Source organism: Shimia sagamensis (genome assembly GCF_900182745.1).
Classification (GTDB): domain Bacteria; phylum Pseudomonadota; class Alphaproteobacteria; order Rhodobacterales; family Rhodobacteraceae; genus Shimia; species Shimia sagamensis.
This window is the reverse complement of the sequence record NZ_FXTY01000001.1, coordinates 182,807-205,411: the sequence shown is the minus strand read 5'-3', so window position 1 is coordinate 205,411 and position 22,605 is coordinate 182,807. Positions and strand designations below refer to the sequence as shown.

At 59.2% G+C, this 22,605-nt stretch carries 20 protein-coding genes; 8 read left to right on the top strand and 12 right to left on the bottom strand.

Features of this window, described 5'->3' with window-relative positions:
- Positions 1 to 14: 14 nt before the first annotated feature.
- The 6 genes from QOL67_RS00925 (at position 15) to QOL67_RS00900 (ending at position 6,183) form a co-directional block, all read left to right on the top strand.
- Positions 15 to 962 (top strand): ABC transporter substrate-binding protein, encoded by a 948-nt coding sequence (locus QOL67_RS00925; protein ID WP_283424064.1) that lies wholly within the window; start codon positions 15 to 17, stop codon positions 960 to 962.
- Positions 962 to 1,642: a thiaminase II gene (gene tenA / locus QOL67_RS00920; RefSeq protein WP_430458927.1), complete on the top strand. Its 681-nt coding sequence runs from the start codon at positions 962 to 964 to the stop codon at positions 1,640 to 1,642. Before QOL67_RS00925 ends, tenA begins: the two co-directional genes overlap by 1 nt.
- The gene (locus tag QOL67_RS00915) at positions 1,639 to 2,367 is read left to right on the top strand and encodes an ABC transporter ATP-binding protein (protein WP_283424063.1); all 729 of its coding nucleotides are present in this window, start codon (positions 1,639 to 1,641) and stop codon (positions 2,365 to 2,367) included. The genes tenA and QOL67_RS00915 overlap by 4 nt, the downstream gene beginning before the upstream one ends.
- Positions 2,364 to 3,098, top strand: a complete 735-nt coding sequence (locus QOL67_RS00910; protein WP_283424062.1) for an ABC transporter permease — start codon at positions 2,364 to 2,366, stop codon at positions 3,096 to 3,098. The genes QOL67_RS00915 and QOL67_RS00910 overlap by 4 nt, the downstream gene beginning before the upstream one ends.
- A 176-nt stretch (positions 3,099 to 3,274) precedes the next feature.
- Complete coding sequence (locus QOL67_RS00905) at positions 3,275 to 5,110, top strand: ATP-binding protein (protein ID WP_283424061.1); 1,836 nt, start codon at positions 3,275 to 3,277, stop codon at positions 5,108 to 5,110.
- Complete coding sequence (locus tag QOL67_RS00900) at positions 5,101 to 6,183, top strand: extracellular solute-binding protein (RefSeq protein ID WP_283424060.1); 1,083 nt, start codon at positions 5,101 to 5,103, stop codon at positions 6,181 to 6,183. The genes QOL67_RS00905 and QOL67_RS00900 overlap by 10 nt, the downstream gene beginning before the upstream one ends.
- 12 nt (positions 6,184 to 6,195) lie before the next feature.
- On the opposite strand, the gene QOL67_RS00895 is transcribed toward QOL67_RS00900, so the two are convergent.
- From QOL67_RS00895 to QOL67_RS00865, 7 genes are all read right to left on the bottom strand, one after another.
- Positions 6,196 to 6,984: a CpsD/CapB family tyrosine-protein kinase gene (locus QOL67_RS00895; protein WP_283424059.1), complete on the bottom strand. Its 789-nt coding sequence runs from the start codon at positions 6,982 to 6,984 to the stop codon at positions 6,196 to 6,198.
- A 91-nt stretch (positions 6,985 to 7,075) separates the two neighbouring features.
- Positions 7,076 to 7,603: a dienelactone hydrolase family protein gene (locus tag QOL67_RS00890; protein WP_283424058.1), complete on the bottom strand. Its 528-nt coding sequence runs from the start codon at positions 7,601 to 7,603 to the stop codon at positions 7,076 to 7,078.
- Between the two features lies 1 nt (position 7,604).
- On the bottom strand, positions 7,605 to 9,719 hold the full coding sequence (locus QOL67_RS00885) for an NAD-dependent epimerase/dehydratase family protein (RefSeq protein ID WP_430458932.1): 2,115 nt from the start codon (positions 9,717 to 9,719) through the stop codon (positions 7,605 to 7,607).
- Between the two features lie 2 nt (positions 9,720 to 9,721).
- Entirely contained in the window at positions 9,722 to 10,690 is a 969-nt protein-coding gene (locus tag QOL67_RS00880; RefSeq protein WP_283424056.1) for a glycosyltransferase family 2 protein, read from the bottom strand.
- On the bottom strand, positions 10,687 to 11,910 hold the full coding sequence (locus QOL67_RS00875; protein WP_283424055.1) for a glycosyltransferase family 4 protein: 1,224 nt from the start codon (positions 11,908 to 11,910) through the stop codon (positions 10,687 to 10,689). The genes QOL67_RS00880 and QOL67_RS00875 overlap by 4 nt, the downstream gene beginning before the upstream one ends.
- Positions 11,907 to 12,884 carry an NAD-dependent epimerase/dehydratase family protein gene (locus QOL67_RS00870; RefSeq protein ID WP_283424054.1) on the bottom strand — a complete coding sequence of 326 codons (978 nt, stop codon included), beginning with the start codon at positions 12,882 to 12,884 and terminating at the stop codon, positions 11,907 to 11,909. Before QOL67_RS00870 ends, QOL67_RS00875 begins: the two co-directional genes overlap by 4 nt.
- Complete coding sequence (locus tag QOL67_RS00865) at positions 12,881 to 14,014, bottom strand: Gfo/Idh/MocA family protein (RefSeq protein WP_283424053.1); 1,134 nt, start codon at positions 14,012 to 14,014, stop codon at positions 12,881 to 12,883. The genes QOL67_RS00870 and QOL67_RS00865 overlap by 4 nt, the downstream gene beginning before the upstream one ends.
- Before the next feature lie 190 nt (positions 14,015 to 14,204).
- Here QOL67_RS00865 and QOL67_RS00860 point away from each other — a divergent pair, with 190 nt between their 5' ends.
- Complete coding sequence (locus tag QOL67_RS00860; RefSeq protein WP_283424052.1) at positions 14,205 to 14,954, top strand: WecB/TagA/CpsF family glycosyltransferase; 750 nt, start codon at positions 14,205 to 14,207, stop codon at positions 14,952 to 14,954.
- Here the strand turns inward: QOL67_RS00860 and QOL67_RS00855 are convergent.
- The 3 genes from QOL67_RS00855 to QOL67_RS00845 are packed head-to-tail and all read right to left on the bottom strand — an operon-like array spanning position 14,951 to position 19,300.
- On the bottom strand, positions 14,951 to 15,703 hold the full coding sequence (locus QOL67_RS00855) for an SDR family oxidoreductase (RefSeq protein WP_283424051.1): 753 nt from the start codon (positions 15,701 to 15,703) through the stop codon (positions 14,951 to 14,953). The genes QOL67_RS00860 and QOL67_RS00855 overlap by 4 nt on opposite strands.
- A complete protein-coding gene (locus QOL67_RS00850) occupies positions 15,696 to 17,252 on the bottom strand; it encodes a GMC family oxidoreductase N-terminal domain-containing protein (RefSeq protein WP_283424050.1) in 1,557 nt (518 codons plus the stop codon). Before QOL67_RS00850 ends, QOL67_RS00855 begins: the two co-directional genes overlap by 8 nt.
- On the bottom strand, positions 17,249 to 19,300 hold the full coding sequence (locus tag QOL67_RS00845; protein ID WP_283424049.1) for an acyltransferase family protein: 2,052 nt from the start codon (positions 19,298 to 19,300) through the stop codon (positions 17,249 to 17,251). The genes QOL67_RS00850 and QOL67_RS00845 overlap by 4 nt, the downstream gene beginning before the upstream one ends.
- 169 nt (positions 19,301 to 19,469) lie before the next feature.
- On the opposite strand from QOL67_RS00845, the gene QOL67_RS00840 reads away from it, so the two are divergent.
- Positions 19,470 to 19,982, top strand: coding sequence for a serine acetyltransferase (locus tag QOL67_RS00840; protein ID WP_283424048.1), 513 nt, complete (start codon positions 19,470 to 19,472; stop codon positions 19,980 to 19,982).
- 1 nt (position 19,983) lies between these two features.
- Here QOL67_RS00840 and QOL67_RS00835 read toward each other — a convergent pair whose 3' ends face one another.
- Positions 19,984 to 21,525: a hypothetical protein gene (locus QOL67_RS00835; RefSeq protein ID WP_283424047.1), complete on the bottom strand. Its 1,542-nt coding sequence runs from the start codon at positions 21,523 to 21,525 to the stop codon at positions 19,984 to 19,986.
- A gap of 104 nt (positions 21,526 to 21,629) precedes the next feature.
- Entirely contained in the window at positions 21,630 to 22,295 is a 666-nt protein-coding gene (locus QOL67_RS00830) for a sugar transferase (RefSeq protein WP_283424046.1), read from the bottom strand.
- Positions 22,296 to 22,605: the final 310 nt, after the last annotated feature.

Here is a 22,605-nt window from a genome sequence, read left to right as displayed (position 1 = left end):
TGAGAGGAAACGTAATGAAGCACTTTATCGCAGCTGTAGCCCTGATGGCCGCAACTCCGGCCATGGCGGCTGACAAGATGACCCTTTTGCTGGACTGGTTCATCAACCCCGACCACGGTCCAATCATTGTGGCCGCTGAGAACGGCTACTTTGAGGAGCAGGGCCTTGAGGTTGAAATTGTGGCCCCGGCCGATCCCTCCATGCCGCCTCGCCTTGTGGCCGCTGGTCAGGCCGATCTGGCAGTGTCTTACCAGCCGCAACTGCACCTGCAGATCCACGAAGGTCTGCCGCTGAAACGTGTTGGCACGCTGGTGGCGACCCCGCTGAATTGCTTGCTGGTGCTGGAAGATGGCCCGATCAAGTCGCCAGCGGACCTGAAAGGCAAGAAGGTTGGCTTCTCCGTCGCGGGCGTGGAAGAGGCTGTACTAGGCGCGGTTCTGGGCAAATATGGTGTCACCACCGATGACATCGAGCTGGTCAATGTGAACTTCTCCCTGTCGCCATCGTTGATGTCTGGTCAGGTGGATGCGGTGATTGGCGCGTATCGGAACTTTGAGTTGAACCAGATGGACATCGAAGGCCATCCGGGCACCTGTTTCTACATCGAAGAAGAGGGTGTGCCATCGTATGATGAGCTGATCTATGTGGCCAATCCAGAGACCATGGATGCTGACAAAGTGGCGCGTTTCATGGCGGCAACTGAGAAAGCCACCCAGTATATCGTGAACAACCCGCAGAAAAGCTGGGACATCTTCTCCGGCACCTCTGTGGAGCTACAAGATGAGCTGAACAAACGGGCTTGGGCCGACACGCTGCCACGATTTGCGCTGCGCCCAGCGGGCTATGACGCGGGTCGTTACGTGCGCTTTGAGCAGTTTCTGCACGACAGTGGCATGATCCCGTCGATCAACCCTGTCGAGGCGATCACCATCGACGTGACCGCCCCGGCGATGAGCCAATAATGAGCGCTCAGACCTATGGGCGTGCCTTTGCATTGATGCGTGAGGCGGCAGGCGAGGCATGGGGGGAGTACACCCGCCATGCCTTTGTCGAAGGGCTGCGTGATGGCGCGCTGGCACGTGAGGCGTTTCTGCATTACCTGCGCCAGGACTATGTGTTTCTGATCCACTTCTCTCGCGCCTGGGCGCTGGCGGTGGTGAAGTCGGAAACCCACGCCGAAATGCTTGGCGCGGTTGCAACTGTGAACGCGCTGGTGGCTGAGGAAATGCAGCTGCACGTTGGCATTTGCGAGGCCGCGGGCATTCCGCAGGAAGAGCTTTTCGCCACACCAGAGCGGGCCGAAAACCTCGCCTACACGCGCTATGTGTTGGAGGCGGGCTATTCTGGTGATCTGCTGGACTTGCTGGCAGCATTGGCACCTTGCGTGATGGGCTATGGCGAGATTGGTGCACGGTTGGGCGTTGAAAAGACGTCAGAGACCTACGCCGATTGGATCGGAACCTATGCCGGTGACGGCTATCAAGGCGATTGTGCCGCAGTGGGGCAGTTGCTGGATAGTGCGCTGGAGAGGCGTTTGGGCAAGGACTTTGAAACCAGTCCGCGCTTTGCCACGTTGTGCGACAAGTTCCGTACAGCCACCGAGCTGGAAGTTAACTTCTGGCAGATGGGTCTGACCCCATGACATTGGCGCCCGGCATCACGTTAAAAGGACAGGCACACATTGATGGGCGGCCGCTGTTTGCGCCGCTGTCTCTGGCCTTGGATGCCGGGCGCTGGACCTGCTTGTTGGGTGGGTCCGGCGTGGGTAAAACCACGGTTTTGCGGCTGATGGCGAATTTGCCAACGGGCGCGGTTTTTGATGGCAAGATTACCGCCACAGACGGCGCATCGGTGGCGGAGCGGATCGCCTATATGGCACAAGATGACCTGTTGTTGCCCTGGGCAACAGTGGAGAAAAATATCGCGCTGGGCGCCCGGTTGCGCGGGCAAAAAACAGATATGGCGCGATTGCATCGGTTGGTGGACCGCTGTGGCTTGCGCGATCATTTGGGCAAGAAACCCAGTGAGCTGTCTGGCGGGCAACGCCAACGGGTGGCGCTGGCGCGGACGCTGATGGAAGACAAGCCAATCATTCTGCTGGATGAGCCGTTTTCGGCGCTGGACGAGAAAACCCGCGCGGCGATGCAGGATCTGGCCGCAGATTTGCTCACCGATCGCACCGTTTTGGTGGTGACCCACGATCCGGGTGAGGCGGCGCGACTGGGCCATGCCATTCACGTCATGACAGAAACCGGACTTACCTCTGTTGCCCCACCCGCAGCGGCGGTGCCTCGGGCAGTGGATGCACAAGAGACCATTACATGTCGCTCTGATCTGTTGCGCCTGCTGATGGAGACATCGTCATGAAGCTGTGGCCTCCAATTGCTGCGACCGTGTTTGCGCTTTGCGTGTGGCAAGCCATCGTCACCCTGACCGGGGTGCAGAAGTTTATCTTGCCCAGCCCGGCTCTGGTGGCAGAAACGTGGTGGCTCAATCGTTGGATTATTGCCGAACACACCTTGATCACGTTGAACGAAGTTTTGATCGGGTTGGTCATTGGGATTTCGTTGGGTGTTGTCACTGCTTTGACACTGGCGTCCTCCAAAACAGTGCGTACGTTGCTGGCGCCCATGTTGGTTTTCACGCAAGCCCTGCCGGTGTTTGCCTTGGCGCCGATTCTGACGCTGTGGTTGGGCTATGGGCTTTGGTCCAAAGCGGCCATGGCCGTTCTCATCACCTATTTCCCGGTCACGTCAGCCTTCTTTGACGGGTTGATGCGCACGCCACCGGGCTATCTCGATCTGGCCAAAACCATGCAAGCCAGCCCGCGGCGTGTTTTGTGGCATATTCGTGTACCGTCGGCGTTGCCCAATTTGGGGGCTGGTGTGCGTTTGGCTGCGGTCTATGCCCCAATCGGAGCGGTGATTGGAGAGTGGGTAGGGTCCTCCAAAGGCCTAGGGTATTTGATGCTTCTGGCCAATGGGCGGGCCAAGACCGACTTGATGTTTGCCGCCATGTTGACGTTGGGGGTGCTGTCTGTGCTGCTCTATGTCTTGGTGGCCAAACTCACCCGTGGGTTGGGTGATCGTGAGACGTGATCTCCCTTGTGATTTTGGCCAATCCCAAAGCGGTTTGGGGTCATTTTACAAAAATGAACAACAAATTCAGCCAATCTCGACAGAAATGCTTCGGAACGTAGGGTCATTAAGACTACCTTAACCACCTGCTGGCACTGCTTCTGGGGTGGATTTTGTGTTTGTAGATTGACCGCTGAATGTCGAAATTGCGTATTACACGACGGTATCTCCGCTGGCGGAGCGGCATTGCCCTAAGCATTGTGCTTGCGGCAGCTATTACAGCGATGTGGGTGGCCCTCATCGGGCGGGACACCGTGGCAACGCGTAACCAGAACACTGCGTCTGTGGACACGTTGCTGCTGTCTTTGTCTGAAATGTCGATGGCCTTTCAGGAGTTGCGTATGGCGCCAGTCTCGCAACGTGGAAAAAACTCGAGCGCACATGTACGGCGTGCGGCGCATGCGGCTGAGGAAGCGGCGGAGCGCATTTCTCAAGAACGCACGCTGAAGACATTCTCACCTGAAGGTCAGAGCATTCTGCGCCGAGATGCGATGAACCCTCTTCTCGAGCTGGAGGATGTGCTGTTCCTGGCGGAGGTTGCCGTGGATCCACGGCAGAATATGACCGACGTGGCCCGTGCGGCTGGCATGGCGGGGGATCTGTCGATGCGGTTGTTGCCAATATTCAACCGGATCAAGCAAGCAGAACGCGCCGCCGCACAGGAGGCCGCAGACACACAAGTTGCCTATGGGATTTTTGCATTGGTGATCACAATGGTCGGTGTTGGACTGGCCGCGCGATTTGTGCTGTTGCCGATGGAGCGCTTTGTGATCCGCGCTCAGTCCGAGATTGAACACAATCAGCGCAAAGCCGAGGCGGCGTCTGAAGCCAAGTCCATGTTCCTGGCGACCATGAGCCATGAAATTCGCACACCGTTGAACGGGGTTCTGGGGTTGGCAGATGTGCTGACCGGCACGCCGCTCGACAAAGAGCAGGGGCGCATGGTGGCGATGATCAAAAGCAGTGGTCAGGCGCTGTTGCAACTGATCAATGATGTGTTGGATCTGGCCAAGATTGAGGCTGGCAAAGTTGAGCTGAGTTATGAAGCCTTTGATGTTCAGGCCCTGTGCCAGGAAACCGCAGAGCTGTTTTCCGGTCAGGCGGCCCAAAAGGGTGTGACCCTTACGGTGCATGCGGCGCCTAATGAGGCTGGGTGGTTTGTGCACAGCGCACCACAAGCGCTGCGACAGGTGTTGGCCAATTTGGTTGGCAATGCGGTAAAGTTTACCGAGCAAGGTACAATTGAGCTGCATTTGGAAGATGTTGCGCCGTCTCAAGGTGAAGAGCGACGTCTGCGGATTGCCGTGAAAGATGACGGTATTGGTATTGCACCAAATGCGTTGGAACGCATTTTTGATCAATTTGAACAGGCGGATTCCAGCACCACCACCCAATTTGGCGGAACGGGATTGGGTTTGTCGATTGTGCAGCGCATGAGTGAAGCGCTGGGCGGACACGTGCGTGTGGAAAGTGCCCTGAATGAAGGTTCTGAGTTCATTTTGGAACTGCCGGTGGGCACGGCGCAGCAGGAAGTGGTTGTGCCGACTCAACATGAAACTGTGCATTTTGGCAAACGGGTGCTGGTGGCGGACGACAACAGGGTCAATCAAGTTGTGGCCCGCAAGATCCTCGAGACTCTTGGCTGTGAAGTGAGTTTTGCCGCCAACGGGCTCGAAGCGGTGGATCGGGCCGCCAACTGGAACCCTGATTTGATTTTGATGGATGTGCGCATGCCAATGATGGACGGGCTGCAGGCCACCCGTGCCATCCGGGCTGACACCCGCCACAAGGCGGCTTTGGTGCCCATTGTGGGTCTGTCCGCCAACGCCCAAACAGAACATCGCGAAGCAGCTTCAGAAGCCGGCATGTCTGGTTACGTGCAAAAGCCGGTGACCCGCAGTGCGCTCAAAACGGAGCTGTTGCGGCATTGGCCAGCAGTGACACACGAACAGGAGGATGGCGCGTGGGCCTAAAGGTATGTGGACTTACTGTTGTGGCAGCTTTGGGGCTGGCCTCGGCGCCGCTTCGGGCCGGCGAGGATGCTGTGTGGTTCTATGCGTGGAACAACACGATCCCGCAGGAAGTTATTCAAAACTTCGGCGAACGGCACGGGATCAATGTGATCGTTGACACCTTCATGGTGGCGGATGAGGCCGAAGCACGGTTGGCGGCGGGCCAGACCGGGTATGATTTGGCGGTTGTACCAGTGGAGGTCATGCCACGTCTGGTGAGCATTGATGCTTTGCGTCCCTTTGATCCTCATCAACGGGCCAGGTTGCACGGCAGTCACCCACAGTTGATGGAAAAACTGTCCGAAGCGGTGCCGATGGCCAAAGACTATGCTGTGCCTTTTCTTTGGGGCACCACTGGTCTGATGGTGGATATTGACGATGTGTTGGAGCGCGTGCCGGAGCGGACGCTGAACAGTTGGGATCTGGTCTTTGACCCCCAATATGCGGCGGCGTTGTCGGATTGCGGCATTACCATCGCTGATGCGGTTCAAGAAGTTGTCGCGATTGCGCTGAATTACTTGGGGCGCAATCCAAACTCGATGGCTGAGGAAGATCTAAACGAGGCCTTTGATCTGCTCGCACAAATTATGCCGTACGTGAACACCATTGACGGCAGCCAGCAGGAGCAAATCTTGCAGAACGAGGCCTGTGTCGCGCTGACCTGGAGCAGCGATGCTTTGGCGCCGCAGTCCCAACTTGGGCGGGATGAAGTGCGGTATTTTGTGCCCGAAGAGGGCACCGTTTTGTGGGCGGATGTTCTGGTGTTGCCAAACGACACAGAACACCCTGCACACAGCAATCAATTGTTGCGCTATATGAATGAGCCGGAGGTGCTTGCCAAAGTGTCCCAGTTTTCGCTGGCGTTGACGGACATCCCGGTGACACACGCCGCAATGCAGAGCATTGACCGAAAGATTTTGGAGCAGGTGGCGCCCACAGACCGGCGGGATAAACTGTTTATGCTCACCCCGCGGACAGGGGCGGAGAAACGCCTTTTGGATCGTCGGTGGCGGCGCATGCAATTGGGCATGTAAGATTTTGCGAGGTCAGTAAGACACCGGCCCGTCTGCCTTGTTGAGCATCACGCCAAGGATGGGTTTCACCTCTGACAGGATTTGTTCAACTTTGGTGATGTCCTCGGCGGTGGAAATCCCGCCTCCGGCAACTACTAGAACAGCGTCGACATTGGGCAGGAAGCCCAGCACATCGTCAAATTCCAGCGCAGGCGGCATGTCAAACAACATCAGATCTGGGCACAGCGCCTCTTCGAGTTCTGCGAGCACTTCGGCGGTCATCTCGTTCTGAAACAGTTCCGCGGAATTCTCACTGGCGGTGTCGTTTAAAGCCACCGCAAGGTTGGGTTGGATGCGCTGCAGGAAGTTTTCCGGTGCAATCACGCCGCTCAGGTAATCAGCCATGCTGTCCGGCGCGGTCAGGCTCAGTGTCTTGGCCAGACTGGGAGAGCGCAAATCCATATCAAGCATCACCGTGCGCACAGAATCCAGACGCGCAAAGGCCATCGCCAAGTTGGTGGTGACAAAACTGCTGCCGCAGCCACGGGTTGGGGCGGTTACCGCCACACGGCTCCAGCCATGTTCGTTGAGGGCTTGCAGCAGGCGGGTGCGCAGCATGTCAAACGCAGCATGCGCTGGGTGGCTTCGGGTGGCGCTGACAATGAAGTTTTTCTCCAGGTCGGCGTCAGTGAGCGCGGCCACGGTCATGCTCTCCCAAAACACATCAGGATCATGCACAGCTGGCAGCCGCGCCTCCTCGTGGGATGCGTCGGTGACCTCGTCGTCGGGGAGGTCGGTCTCGTGGGTCTGATCTGTGCTCATGGCGCGTGAATCCGCTCTGTTTGAGACAAAATTAACAGGGTAATGCGGTCAAAAGAAAGGCACCAATGCGGAGATAGGGGGACGCGCAGTCTTACACGGTGTTCCATTTGCCGAAGGTGCTGGCGATTTCAGCGGCGAGTCGGGCGCGACCGGGATGGTCCGCCTCGGCGTAAAAGGCATGCGCGGCGTCGGGCAGCACGGCGGCGGCGTTGGGCACGGTTGCCAGCCAATCTTCTGAGGGGCGACCGAGATCCTTGTCGCCAAAGTAGACTTGGTTTGGGATCGACAGAGCTGTTTCGTCCCGCAACCGCGTGGAAGAAACGCAGACCAAACCTGACAGACGCCCGCCCGCTTTGGCTGCTTTCCACAGCGCGGTGCCCCCGGCGCTATAGCCGAGGCCAATGAGGCGCGGTTGGCCTGACAGATGGACACTTAATGCGGTCACGGCCTGCGCCATGCCAGCTGCTTGGAACAGATAGTGGTGTAGATTTTCACCACTCAAATCAGGACGCCCACAGAGTTCGGCAAGGGACAGGCGCAGTGCCACAGGTAAGCCCGCGCCCAAACACAGCTCCGGTTCCGGTGCACCGTGGATGTCGGTGACAACAATAAGCGACACGTCAGAAGCCAAGCAAATTGGCCTCATCTATCGCCTTGGTCAGAAAGATATCACGGCGGCGTTCGGGCTCCCAGCCGAGCACCTTTTTGGGCAGGCTGTTGTCAAACGGGGAGAAATGCGCGCGGCTTTTCCAATCAGCCAGAGACGGGTTGGACAGGCCACCGCGACGCAGCACCTGTTTCTTCAGGAAATACTTCACTGAGGCGGAGGCATAAAATGCGGTCAGGTTGCCCGGTTTCACTTTGATCCGCGCACCCAGGCGGGCGTGGATCGCATCAAAATAATCCGTGGCGGAGAACATCGGTTCACCCACCAGATTGAAGCTTTGCCCCAAAGCGTCGTCGTTTTCTGCCATCAGGATCAGCCCTTCGGCGATGTCTTCATTCAGCACAAACGGCAGGATGTGTTTGCCTTTGCCCCAGATGCGCACCGCGCCTGCGCCATGCCAGCGGCCAATGCCCCAGTGTTGCAGCGGGCCACCTTTGCCCAGCACAATGCCGGGGCGGGCAATCACCAAAGGCAGGCCGTGTTTGCGGTGCATCTCCAAGAGCCGCGCCTCACATTCCGCCTTGGAGCGGGCGTAGATGTTGCGATCTTCCATGTCGTCGCCAAAGCCCTGGCTCTCGCGGATGGTCACGTTTGGATCGGACATGTCGTAGCTGGCAATGGTGCCGGTGTAGATGAAACGCTTTACACCGGCAGCCTGTGCGGCCTGCGCGATGGTTTCGGTGATGGCCACGTCATTTTTTAACGCCGCATCCCAGGTCGCATCCATGGACTTGCCGAGGTGGTAGACAATCTCGATGCCCTCCATGGCCTCGGCCAATTGATCCGAGTCGCGTAGGTTGGCACCAAACAGCTCCACATGGTCGGCGATGTCATCAAACGGCCCGCTGGTGCCACGTGACAGCACGCGCACATCGCGGCCTTTGGCGACCCAGGCGCGGGTCAGATCACGGCCAATAAAGCCGGTGCCGCCGATGATCAGCACAGACGGCTTGGGCTTGGCGCGGCTGGCCGGTTTTGGCTTTTTGGCTGGTTTTGGCATCTTTGCGATGGCGGCATCAATCGCCTGCATCACCAGCGTTGCGTTGTCGCCATGGAAGCGCGCGTCTAGCGGGCGGCCAGAGCGGATCGCGCTGTAAAAGGCGCCGGACAGACCGGCAAAAGACAATCCGTACGGAGACTTGCGGTTCAGTGAGATAAGCTGGCGTGTGCCATTCACCACACCTTCGCGCAGGTGCTGGCCAGCGAGGCCCATCTGGCGCAGGAAGGGATTTGCAACGATGTCAGCGGCGTTTTCAGCATCCACGGTCAGCACGTCGTGCGCATAGTCATACCGTGCAGTCGCGGTGGAGCCGTGCAGGATCACCGAGCGGTCGTCCATGGTTTCCACCAACGACAGGTTCAGTGTGATCGACACATCCCCAGCCGACGCGAGAATGCGCCAACCTTGTGGACGGGTGGTATCACCGGGGATGTCCACCGGTTTGGACAGGCTGAGATGCTCAATGGCGAGTGGTCCAAACAGGTCGACCGCAAAAGCAAAGAGGTGCGGGCCAAGTTCCAGCAGCATGTTTTGGGGGTCGCGCAGCAGCCACAACCCATAAGGCCCGGAGCGCAGCGGCATCATCGGGAAGTTCCAGTTGATTTCGGCGCTGGCCACCCGGCCAATCTCACCGGCTTCAAGTCGGGTTTTGAGGCGCTGATAGCCCGGCGTACCCATGAAGTTGTGCCCGGCAGCAAAGACGCGCCCCGCCTCTGTGGCGATCTGCTGGATTTCAGCGGTTTCGGCACCGGAGAGCGCCACGGGTTTCTCTACCAGCACGTGATGCCCCGAAGTTAGGCAGGTCTCGGCCAGTGCCCGGTGGGTGCCGGGGGGCGTGACGATGTGGATGGCGTCGGCCACCTTGGCCGAGAGCAGCTTGTCCAGATCGGTGTAGGCGGCAATGCCATAGGTCTGTGCCAATGCATCGGCGGCGGCGCGGGATTGGTCACAAACCGCAACCAGTTCTACACCCGGTGTGGCCAGAATGGCGGCGGCGTGCCAGTCGGCAATATAGCCAGCGCCCAGAAGGGCGGCGCGGATCGGGCGGTCGTCGGAAAAGGTGTTCATGATCATTTATACTCGATGATGTGCATCGCGCGGCCACGCATGCGGCGCCAGTGAAATAGGATCATGCCCATCACATTGGGCAGTTTGGACAGGGTCAGAAGGCGGGCGTGGCGCCAGGCCTCCCAATAGGGCAGCCCCTCGCGGACAAGGCCGTTTTTGGTGCGGATGTAATTGGCCACGTAAACGGCAAGCACCAGCAGGAACAGCACCGCGCTGTCCATCAGACCCCAGAGCGCGAGCAGCGGCAGGAGCATCCCGTAGATCACGCCGCGCAGTTGTTCTTTGCGAAAATAAGGCGGGTGCATCCAGCCAACCTGGGCAAAGCCATGGCCGGTGCGTATGGCGCGTTGCCACCACTGGCCAAAGCGCAGCATCGCGGCGTCATGGCGGGTCATCTCTTGTGGCAGGCGACGGAGTTTCCAGCCTACCTTGGCGAGCCGTACACAGAACTCGTCATCCTCAGCCGCGATGACTGTGGCGTCAAACCCACCCGCCTCTACAAAGGCTTTGGAACGCACCATCATGTCGCCACCACAGGCGACAATTTCGCCCGCTGGGCGGTGCCATTCAAAATCACAAAGCGCGTTATAGACACTGCGCTCGGGATAGAGCTCCGCCCGCCAGCCGGTGATTAGGCCCAGGCTGTCATCTTCGCGCAGCGCCTTTTCGCCCGCCGCGATCCAGCCGTCGACAACAATGCAATCGCCATCCACAAACTGCACAATCTCCGGCAGGTCACCGGTTTGCGCCAGCGCGTCAAATCCGGCTTGGCGGGCGCGGGCGGCGGTGAAGGGCAGGCTGCTGTCCAGTTCCACAACCAGTGCGCCAACCTTGCGCGCTTCAGCCACGGAATTGTCCCAACTGCCGCTGTCGACATAGACCATCTCCGAGCCCTGAGCTTTCAATGAGGCGAGGCAGGCGATCAGCCGTTTGCCCTCGTTGCGGCCAATGATGATGGCGGTGGTGCTCATGTGAGGTCCCCGTCCAGCAACTGGCCCATTCGCGCAGCTTCCTTGTTGATGTCAAAGCCCTTTTCAACCATCGCGCGGCCTGCGATGCCCATGGCTGTGGCGCGGGCTGGGTTGGCGAGGATTTTGCCAATGGCGGCGGACAATGCGTGCGGGTTGCCGGGTGGCACCAACAGGCCGGAAGCACCGTCGGTCACAAGCTCTGGAATGCCCGCGATATGGGTGGTCACCACAGGGCGGCGCGCGGCCATGGCCTCCATCAGCACAACGGGCACGCCTTCGGCAAAACTGGGCAGCACAAAGAGGTCGGAGGCGGCCAGGGCTTCGGCGACTTCAGATTGGGATTTGTAGCCGACAAATGACACATTTTCTGAGAGGCCAGCGGCCTCGGTTTGATGTTCGAGCGCCTTGCGACCGGGACCATCGCCGATCACGGTGAGGTGGATTTTGGGGAACTCGGCTTTCAACGGTTCCAGCGCGCGTAGCAGGATCGGCAGACCTTTCACAGGCGCGAGGCGCCCCACAAACAGCAGGTTGGTTTCCACGGGATCTTCGCCTGCGTCATAGCGCGCAGGCTCCACGCCACAGTGGATGATGTGCAGCTTGCCCCAGTGTTTGGGATTGCTGAAAGCCATCGCCTGCGAGCGGCAGAAATGGCTGATACAGGCGACAAATTTGGCGCGTTTGATTTTCTCGTCCAGCCGCCAGTGATCCGGCGCAAAGAAGATGTCCGGCCCGTGCAGTGTGAAGCTGTAGGGGATGCCGGAGAGCGCGCTCATCAGCATGGCGACAGTGCAAGAGGATTTGGCAATATGGTTGTGCAGATGCCGCACGCCTTTTTTGCGCAAATGTGCGGCGAGCACGGCGGCCTCGGCAAAGTAGAACAGCTGAAAAATCAGATTGCGAAAGCCGGGAGGCGCGGTTTTCACAGCCAGCACCAAGGCTTTGAAAAAGCGCGCAGGGTTGCGCAGTAGTGCGCCAAAGACCGCGCTTAACAGGGTTACCGGCGACTTGGCGGCAGCGAGTATATAGAAGGTGGCTTTGGCCTCGGCCTTCTGCTCTTCGCCCACCAGATGCTCCACGCCGGTACGGCGCACGGAGCAGGTTTCCACCGGTTGGCCTAGGGCACGCAACGCCGCGACCTCGCGCTGGATAAAGGTATCGGTCGCGCGGGGGTATTCGCCGGTCAAATAGGCGATGGGGGTCTTTTTTGTGTCGCTCACGGCGGGGTGGCCTGCTGCTCTTGCTGTTCAATCGCGGCCTGCATTGCAGCCGCAAAGGGCAGCATTGTGACAGGGCCAAGGCGATTGTGCATCATGGTGTTGGAATAGGTGACGGGACGGTGGCGGGCTTCCAAAACTGCGCGGCGCAGAAGGCCGGGCATGGTGGGCTTGTCTGGTGTTATGAACGCCGCCATGCGCCAGAGCCAAAGTGGGGTTGGCAACACCTGCTTGGGCCAGCCACAGGCGCGAAAAGCGGTCAGGAAATCCGTACGGTTGGGGCGGTCATCATCCAGTATGTTGAGGGTGCCAACACCGGTGTGTTCATGGGCCGCTTTGATCAATGCTTGCGCAGCCAGTTCGACACGGCACAAGGGGACTTCGCCGCCGCCGTCAATTTTTAGAAGCGTGCTGCCAACCGCTGGGCCAATATGAGCATTAAACAGGTGATCTGGCCCCCAAACAGCGCCGAGCCGCAGGACCGACAGGGCGTAGCCATAGAACGATGCGCCATCGTGAAACAAGGTCTCCTGCGTGAGTTTGGCCTGCGCGTAGGTATCGCGGCCGTCGGTGTTCACGGGGGTGGACTCCTCCAGCGCACCGCCTTTGGGTACGCCGCTCACGTCATAGACCGACAGCGACCCCGCCAACACCACATGCGGCACCTGCGCGGCGATCACCGCATCAATCACCGCGACCGAGGCCGCCACTGTGTCGCGGTCCTGATCGCCGCTCAGGGTGGCTGCGCAGTGGATCACAGTACGGATGCCGTCCAGAGCGTTAGCAAGCCCATCGCCAGTGTTGGTTAGGTCCATGGCGATGATTTCGACGGTCTTATCGGTTTGCCAAGCGGTGGGCACTTTGGCCATGTCGCGTACAAACAGCCGCAAGGTGGTGCCTTCGGCCCGCGCCTGCTCAACGCAATGCCGCCCAATAAAGCCGGTGGCTCCGGTTATGGCGAGCGCGGCCGCGCTCATATGGCCCACGGCATGGGTGCCATCGGCTCACACCGTGTGGACATGTCCTGTGCACAGCCGTCCGCACCGGCGTTTTGAATGGCGAGTGTGACCTCATTGAGGTGCAATGCGAAGTCCGGTGACAGGCGGCAGGGGCGATCTTCTGCCAAGGCGTCCAGCATCTCTGCGGGGCCAAGTGCGAAGTTCATCGCGGCTGCGCCCCAGCGGGCCACTTTGGGATGGGTGTCGCCTTTGATCTGCTGGCGCGTGCCAATCGGATGTTCGATAAGGCGACGGCGCAGGGTAAAGCGCCGGTGGAATTTGACCGGTGCGTCATTGTCCCAGGCCTGTTTCACCTGAAGAACACCTTTGTCGCCAAACACGCGGATCTTGTGGTCGTGGCTCGCCACAATCGAGCATGTCAGCCGTGCTGTGATGCCATTTTCAAAAAACAACGTGGCGGTGGAGAAATCCGGGGTGCCCATTGCCTCTTTGCCCGGCAGGCATTCGGCAGAGGCGGCCACCACGCGCCGCACGCTGCCAAACATGCCAATTAGCCACGTCAGGTAGTAGCCTGCGTGCTCCAGCGTGCAACCCACGGCAAACTCATCTTGGGCAGGCCAAGGTGCGCCGCTTTCGCTTTTCCAATCCGCATAAGGCGCTTGTGGAATGAAGCCGTCGTCCAGTTCCGCGTAGATCAGGCGCACGGGGCCTGCCACATCGTCGCGAATGGCTTTGGCCAAGGTCTGCGCCGCTTCACCCAGCACTGAGCAAGGTGCGGAGGACAGCAGCAGGTCTTTCTGTGCGGCCAGTTCATGCAAGGCAATGGCATCGGCCATTTCCGTCGCCAAGGGTTTTTCGGAATAGACGTGATGCCCGGCTTCAAGACAGGCGCGGGAGACATCGTAATGGGCGCCGGGATTGGTCAGGTTCAACACCAGTGAGCCTTGGGGCAGGTTGCCCAGTAACCGCTCCAGGCTGTCCGCTGTGTGCAGGTTCCAATGATCGGCAAAGGTTTTTAAGCGGTTGGGATCATGATCATACACCTGCGTCACCGCGATGTCGGGGTGGGCCGCAAAAGACCGCATGTAAAGATCAGCGACAAAGCCGCAACCAATGATCGACACACTGCGGGTTTGGGCGGCTGACATGGCGGGAATCCTTTTGAACCAATACGAAGTGACTATAAGTATTTTGGCGTGAAATACCACCAAGGCGGGTGGCTCAGTCAGGGGAATTGTGGCGCTTTTGAACCACTTGAGGGAAATTGTAGCGCAATTTCTGACGCCGGGGGAGGGAGTTGGTAAGGTATTGTGCAAATGAGCCAGAAGGACCGCCTGCGTGCAGTTTTCCACCACTAAAGGACCGGTCACGGTCAATGTTGCCGATCGCGCCGCATTGGAGCGTGCAGTGCGGGCGCGGTTTGTCGCTCATGAGGGCTTTGCCTTGGCGACCATCAACCTCGACCATCTGGTGAAACTTGCCAAGGACGAGGCCTTCGCTGCGGCTTACCTGGCGCAGGATTTTGTGGTGGCGGATGGCAATCCTATCGTGTGGCTCTCGCGCAAGGCCGAGAAGCCTGTGGAGCTGTTGCCGGGTGCGGATTTGGTGGTGCCTCTGGCGCAATGGGCCGCAGAGGAAGGCACTCCGGTGGCGTTGATTGGCAGCACGGAGGAGGCTCTGGCTGCGGCGGCAGAGGCGTTGAAGGCGCAGGCCCCTGGGCTGGAGGTAGTGGCCTGTATCGCGCCGCCAATGGGGTTTGATCCCGAAAGCGCGGCGGCGGAGGCTGTGTTGAAACAAGCCGCCGAAGCTGGCGCGCGGATGGCCTTTCTGGCGTTGGGCGCGCCAAAGCAAGAACGGCTGGCGGCACGTGGGCGGCAGGTTGTGCCACAGATGGGCTTTGCCAGCATCGGTGCGGGGTTGGATTTCCTTGCGGGCACACAAAACCGGGCCCCGGCCTGGGTGCGCAAACTGGCGCTGGAATGGCTCTGGCGCGCACTCAGCAATCCGGCACGACTGGCGGGGCGCTATCTGCGTTGCATCGGGATTTTGCCACGGTTGATGAAAGAGGCGCGCGCGCAGCGGGACTAGGTCGTGATCAGCCGAGGCTTGCGGCGCTTCAATCGCACCGCATCTTTCAAGCGACCTTTGAGGCCTCGGGGCGGCAGGATTTCCCGGTCCATCTCAAACACAGCGCCATTGAGCGACGGATCCTCCCAAAGCGCCAATCCCGCGCCCCATTTGGCGGCCACGGCCGGGTCCAATCCCTCAGCCAAACCCATGTCGGTGTTGAGCATGCCGGGCATCCAGGTGCTGATGACAATCTTGGGCAAACGGTCGCCAAGATCAGCCACCAGCGCGCGGGAAAAGGTTGTCACCGCGCCTTTGGACACGGAGTACGCCGCGCTGCAGGGCAGGGGATGCATATCCGCAAAGCTCGACACGTTGAGGATGCGGCCTCGTCCCGCCACAGTCATGTCCTTGAGCGCCTCGGAGGTGCAGGCCACGGTGCCGCCAAGGTTGATTGCGACGGTCTGCATGAAGCTTTCCGGCGTCTCATCCAGAATGTCGCGGTGCGGGTAAACACCGGCGTTGTTGATCAGGATCGAGACCGGCGCGATGGCGCGGATGGTCTCAAAGGCAGCGCGAACTTGGCCCGGATCGGACACGTCCGCCACAACGGGAGTGAAACTGTCTCCGGCCAGAGTGGCGGTCTCATTCAGGGCGTCTTTGCGCCGTCCCAAGCCCGCGACCAGCAGGCCCCGTCCACAGAGTTCTATCGCCAAGGCCTGCCCCAATCCGGAGCCCGCGCCGGTGATGGCCGCCAGTTGCTTAGCCATTTTGGGTCTCCTTTAGGTTCGCAGCCACAACCTCGCCAACCCGCAGGGCGTTGGCGGCGATGGTCAGTGACGGGTTCACCCCCATTGAGGTGGGCATAAAGCTTGCATCCGCCACCCAGAGGTTTTCCGTGCCGTGCAATTTGCAATTGCGATCCAGCACCGAGTTTTTGGGATCGTTACCAAACCGCAGCGTGCCGCAGGGGTGGCCAAAGTTCAGCTCCGGCCTCGCGCCGGTGAAGGCCATGCGGATGCCTTTGAGGCGTTGTTTCAGTGCCTTGCGGAAAGCCTTGCGGCGGGAGAGCAGCTCTGGCGCCATGTCGTAGCTGATCGCCAATCGGCGCGGATCAGCGGGATCGTAATGCACACGGTTCTCGGCATACGGCAGGTCTTCTAGAATACCGACAAAGATTTTGGCGCTGCCAAACAGCTTCACCGCAATGGCCGCAGGCAGGCGTGTGAACTGGCGCAGCCAGCGCAGCTTGCGCAGTGGCGAGCGGTCAAACGCCATGTTGAGGTAATGCACAATCTCGCCATATCGCGCCTCCACGCCCAAGGCCTGCACCATGCCAAAGCGTTGCCCACCTTGGTGATAGAGGTCGCGAAAGGCGAGAGATTTGGATGCGCCCGCGCTGTGTTTGCCTTTGGGCGGCCACAGGGCAAGCATCTCGTTCATGTGGAACATGAGGTTGCGGCCAATGAGGTCATTTTTAGTGCCCGAGGCCATCAGCAGGCGGGGTGAATGCAAAGCCCCTGCCGCAAGCACATAGCTGCGTGCGGTGAGCGTGGCGTCCGTGCCTTTGCGCGTCACTTTGAGGCCGGTCACGGCACCATTTTCGGAGACAATTTCCTGCACTTCGGTCAGGTCCAATAGGGCGGCATTGCCGGTTTCCATAGCAGGCTCCACCCCGGCGGAGCGCCCATCCATTTTGCAATCGTTGGGACACTTGCGACCCAAATACTGCTCAAACCCATCGTCTTCACGCACCGCTATATGGCCCTGATATGGGTTGAGGCCAATTTCGTTCATGGCAGACATCAAGCCTTGATCTGCCGCGCTCATCGCCGTGGGGGGAAAGAGGCTGCCGTTTGGTTGCAAAGGATCGGGCGTGCCGCGTACGTGGTAGAGCGTTTCGGCACGGTCAAAATAGGGCGCCATCTCGTCATAGCTGACGGGCCATCCGCCGGTGGGATGTGGTCGAACCTCGCTGTGGTCCAGATCATGTGGGGCGGGACGCTCCAAGGTGGCGGCGTAGAACACTGAGCTGCCGCCCACACCCGCCCCTAATGGCGCGTTGAAAGTGGTGGTCACACCGTTCACTGTGGCTTCCAGGGGCTCGGGCCAATAGCCGCGCACCAATCGCGCCTCTCGGTCCCAGATGTTGGGGTTGAGCTCTTGTTCTTCTGCGCGCACGCCGGTTGGGCCACGTTCGACAAACAGCACCGATAAGCCTTGTTCTGCCAAAAACCGGCCAATGGTGCCGCCCCCCATGCCGGTGCCAATGACAATCACGTCCCAGGGTTCGGTGCTGGCCGCGGCGAGTGTCGTCATTGCGAGGACCGCGCCATCACCGGGTAAAACACCGAGCGCATCCGCCGTGCCGCCGCATTGGTCACATGGTTGTTGTCAAAATACTGGCCAACGCCGCCCTGAACGGCATCACATAGGAACGGGTCACAGAACCAGCGCCAGCTGTCCAAAATGGTCGCGCCGCTGCGTGCCAACGCCGCTGCCGCGCCGCGTTCTCGGGTTTTGGCATCGGTTACAGTGATCTGGCCAATGCGCCGTGCAAGCTGCTCTGAGAGGCGGCCATGCACCAATTCACGCGCCACTTTGGGGGCGCTGTAATTCTGAATTTCCGGCGGTTGGCGCAGGATGTAGACGGTGCGGTCCAGATCGCCAATGTCAGCCACTGTGGCTGCCAAGGCGGTGCCCAAAAGCGCGTCCTGAGTCATGTTGCCATAGACGTCGCTTTTCAGGCGGATGGTGTTGTGCGCATCGCTGCCGCTCCCATGGCCTGAGGCGTAGTAGGCCCATCGGCCCACCAAAATTACATCTTGCAAATGTGGCATCTCGCGCAGGGATTTGCGGATTTGCGCATTGGCGGTGGTGCAGGCGGCATCTTGGGCCGGTGTGGCCGCGCTTTCGCGTTTTTCAAGATCAAACGCAGGCGCACAGCCCGCGCGCCAGATCACCAGGGCGCTGCGATCCGCCTCTCGGGCAGCTTGTTTCAAGCCTTCGTAATAGGCACGCACATGGCTGTCGCCCCAGATGATCAGGTTTGGTGCTTCGGATTTCGGGCCTATTGGGCACACTTCAATATCTTCAAAAGGCCCTTCATCAGGCACGTAACAGTCTGAAAAATCCTGCAAAAAGTCACCGGTTGCGGCGATGTGCACCTGCGCCTGTGGGCCAAAGCGTTTGGGCATGCCGTCCGCTTTGAAGACCATAAACGACAAGCCCAGCAAGCTGACCGAGGCCAGTGCCGTGGTGAACAATAGCCCCCAAGTGGGCAGGGCTTTCGCTTGGCGCACGGGTTGTTCCACCAAACGCCAAGACAGCACCGCCAACACAAGCGAAATTGCGATCCACAGCGCCACTTCGCCAGGGCCGCGGTACTGGCCTTGCAGGTATTTGGTGAAGGTGAACACCGGCCAATGCCAGAGATACAGCGAATAGGAGATCAGCCCGATCAACACAGGAATACGCATGGACAGGCCGCGGTTGACCCAATTGTCGTCTTGTCCGTTGCCAATCAGCAGGACCGTGCCCAGCACCGGGACAATCACCTGCCAGCCGGGGAATCCTGCACCGGGCGCAACCAGCACTATCGACGTGAGGACAAGGCCAAGACCAATCCAACTCAACGCTTGGTGTCGTCTCCAGAGGTCTGGCCGTTCGATATTCAAGATGGCAAGCCCAACCCCGGCCAAAAGCTCCCAGGCGCGGAAGGGGAACAGGAAGAAAGCCGCGGGATGGGACAGGGGGGTGGTGATCAAGCTGCTGATCAATGAGAAGCCAAACACCGCACCCAAAGCCCAGAGCATCACGGTTTTGTTGCGGGCAAACAGCAGAAACAGCAGCGGCAGGAATATGTAGAACTGCTCTTCGACAGACAGCGACCAGGTGTGAAGCATGACCTTGTCTTCAGCCGCGCCGTCAAAATAACCGGATTGGCGGAAGAACAGCACGTTGGAGAGATAGACTGTGGCCGCAATCACGCCTTTGGCGGTTTCGCGGAAATCGTTGGGCATCAGGATTAGCGCGCCCACAATCAGCACCGTGAAGGCCATGACAAAATATGCGGGTGCCAGCCGTTTGATGCGGCGAATGTAGAAACGGCCAAGCGCCAGCTTGCCGGTTTCCTGCTGTTCGCGCCACAGAATGCCGCCAATCAGAAAGCCGGAGATGACAAAAAAGATGTCGACGCCAATGAAGCCGCCGCCAAATCCCGGCACGCCAAAGTGGTAAAACACCACGGCCAGCACCGCGATGGCGCGCAGGCCGTCGATCTCCGCGCGGTGACCTCTGGCCGCATTCAAATCAGCGGCAAGTTTGGGCGCGGAGGTTTCTACCTCAGGCGACTCTTGGGTGCTCATGCGCGGGCGCATCCTTGGATTGCTTTGCGTTTGGGGACCAAAAAACATGAGTCGCAGCACCGCCGCAAGCGCCTCTGGGGGGCAGAGTTAAGTTGCTTTAACACAGAGGTTTTGCGACAACGCTTTGAAAGCGCCCGATTTTGCGGGTTTTGGTGCGGAGGCAAACACTGTGCAGACTGACCAGAATGTGTCCGCCACAGAGCCGGATTGGTCGCGGGAGGCACCGCGTGGTTTCTGGGACCCCGGTCCAAAACTGTTGCGCGCGCTGCGCCGGTATCAGGCGGCCAAGGCCCGCGGGGGGGTGTTTGGTAAGCTGGCCTGCAAACGTTGGGTGTTGTCGCATCAATTTTGGTCTGTGATCACACAGTCCGAGCTGCACCTGAATATGCACATCGATGGCGGGCTGCGCCTGCCACATCCAACGGGCATCATTGTACATCCCAATGCCACCATCGGCCCCAATTGCCAGTTGATGCATCAGGTGACGCTTTCAGGTGCAGTGGTGCTCGAAGGCCATGTAGATATCGGCGCCGGGGCCAAGCTCGTTGGGCCGTTGATCATTGGGGCAGATGCCGAAGTGGGGGCCAACGCTGTGGTCACAAAGGACGTGCCTGCTGGCGCCGTTGTGGGCGGGGTGCCAGCGCGTATTCTGAAAATGAAACCAGGCCACGGTACGCCCTAGATTATAGAATGGTCCGACGGGGTTTTGGCACAGGTGTCGCGGCGCTGTCGGGCTCTGCTTCGTCCTGGTCGCCTGCATCACTGCTCATCGGGCTGTGGCGCATCGCGGATTCTGCCGACCTGCGTCGCTGCGCAAGCCGTTCTGCGTGGCCAAACAGGGTGCCCGCAATCAGCCAGGTTGTGGGCGTCAGCGTGGCGTTGGGCAGCATGTCGATCATGTTGAAACCCAGCATCAGCGCCAACGGCCCCAGGTAAGGGGACAGTCCGGGACTTTTCCGTTTTTGCAAGCGTTGTTCATCCAAAAGTGCAAAAGACGCGTCGCGTTTGAAGCTGTCTCGCTCGGCCACTTTGATCCGCCCAAGTTCACGGTGCACAAGGAAGATTGGCAAGGCCATCAGGCCAAATTGTGCGATGTATCCAACCCAGCCCCAGACGCCGAGAACGATGATCCAATAACCGTCCGTGACCGAGGTGATCAGACCGGTTGTGGGGTCATGAAGATGATTGCGGCCCCAGATACCCCAGCCAAACAACGGTTTGCGCATGGCATGATCCAGCAAGATGTCTTCGTTCTCGATCCGGAAACTGAGGGAATGCGCCCGCTCCGCGCTCACTTTTTCTGCCTGTGAGATGATTGCGTCAGTGGGAACCAGACCCGTTGTTTTTAACACGGGGTAAGCCAGCATCATGATCGCCAGAACCGCGGCAATTTTCACCTGCGCGCGGGTGTTGAGAAACACAATCAACAGGCCCGCGGCTCCCGCGTAAATCAACGTGGCCAGTGTTTTGCAGAGCACCAGCACCGCCGCCAAATAAAAGACAGCAATCAGGTATTTTGCCCGCGTGCGGCTGGTGTCGGCTTGCCAAAGGGTGATCGCTGCTAACAACGCAGTCAGCACAAAATACGCCAGCCAAATGCCATGATACAGGAACACCATCGGGCGATAGCCACTGCCGCGAATGGTCTGGCTGAACAGGTGCTGATAGTAGCCGTAGACCCAGTTGTTGAGCTGGGGGCTCAGCCGCACTTCGATTAGAATAGGGAGGGAATAGGCCAAGCCTGCAATCACCAGCGCCAGCAACAGATCTCGTTGATCTTCGCGGGTGCGCAGCAAGGCGCGAGCCATTAGGAAACCAATGATGCCAATGAACTGGTTGATTGGTTGCGCAATTGCGTCTTGAAAGTAGAGGCCGCGTACAAAGCCCTCGGTGAAAATCAGCGGCTCGCCATTGGTGAAAACCGTGGCAACGGGGCTGAGGATCAGCAAACCCAATAGCCAGCGGGCCACGATGTTGTCGGGCAGCAGTTTGGGCCGCTGCGGCAGGACAAAAAACACCACAATCAGGATTGCCAAATTGGGCAGGCTGCTTTTGTCCAGTGCCGGCATCAGCGGAAAATCAAACTCAGCCGGGGGTGGTGGCAACAGCAGATAAGCCCCGAGTAAAGACCAGATCAATGCACGGCCGGGGGAGAGGCTGACAAACAGTCGCCAAATGACCACTGGCCAAAGCATCAGCATCAACGTGGCGAGCAGGTTGGGCATTGGCGTCAGGTCTTCCTTTGTGAGCGGCGTGGTCGGGGCCACACAAACGCAAAACGCGCACCATGACTATAGCGCGCGTGTCTCAAACTGTCAGGGTGTGGCGTTCACACGCCGGTGCCGGCCATCACCACGGCCACAGTGCGCCAGACAACCGAGACATCGGTGCGCAGGCTCAGGGCGCGGTCATAGTGGCTGTCGTGAATGGCGCGCTCGGCAAAAGAGCACTCATTGCGCTCGGAAATTTGCCAGAACCCGGTGATGCCCGGGCGCATGCGGTAATAGGCGGTGCCCGGATAGAGCGCGGTCTGTTCCGGCATCATTGGGCGCGGGCCGACCACGGACATGTCACCCACCAGCACGTTCAGGAACTGTGGCAGCTCGTCGAGCGAGGTTTTGCGGATGATGCGACCAATGGGCGTGATACGCGGATCATGGGCCAGCTTCTGCTTTTCGGTCCATTCCAGACGCGCGGCTGGATTGGCGCGCAAATAGGCCTCCAGCTTGCGGTCGGCATTGGGCACCATGGAGCGCAGCTTGAGCATGCTGAAACGCTTGCCGTTTTTGCCAACACGTTCCTGACGATAAAACGGCGACGCGCCATCAAATGAGATAAACAGGGCGAGCAAAAGCACAACCAGAGTCACCGGAACGGCGATGGCCAGAACAAAAAAGATGTCAAAGGCACGTTTGAAGACGCTGCGGTACACGCTGTTGCGTGCCGACGAGACCTCAAAGGCCTGATCAAAATCTTCCCGCGAAAAAATCGCCATCGGTGTCATCCCCGTAACCCAACCAGAAGGGCATCAATTTAGACCGCAACATCCCGTCGCCGGACCAGTCATGGCCCGAACGTGTGTTTCACGTACCTAGTTGGAAAAAGCACCCCGGCAGCAGGGGCTGATCACATAGGTCCTTGTGACGTCGTTGTTTTTGATGCTCCTTCATCAGAAGCGCCCACCCAGGACTTACATTAGTCACAAATTTACAGAAATCCACCTTAACTTTCGGATAGTTTGGCTTAAGTGGTTGAAAATAAACGATTTGACACATTCTGATTTTGATATTTTTTTCAATTATGGT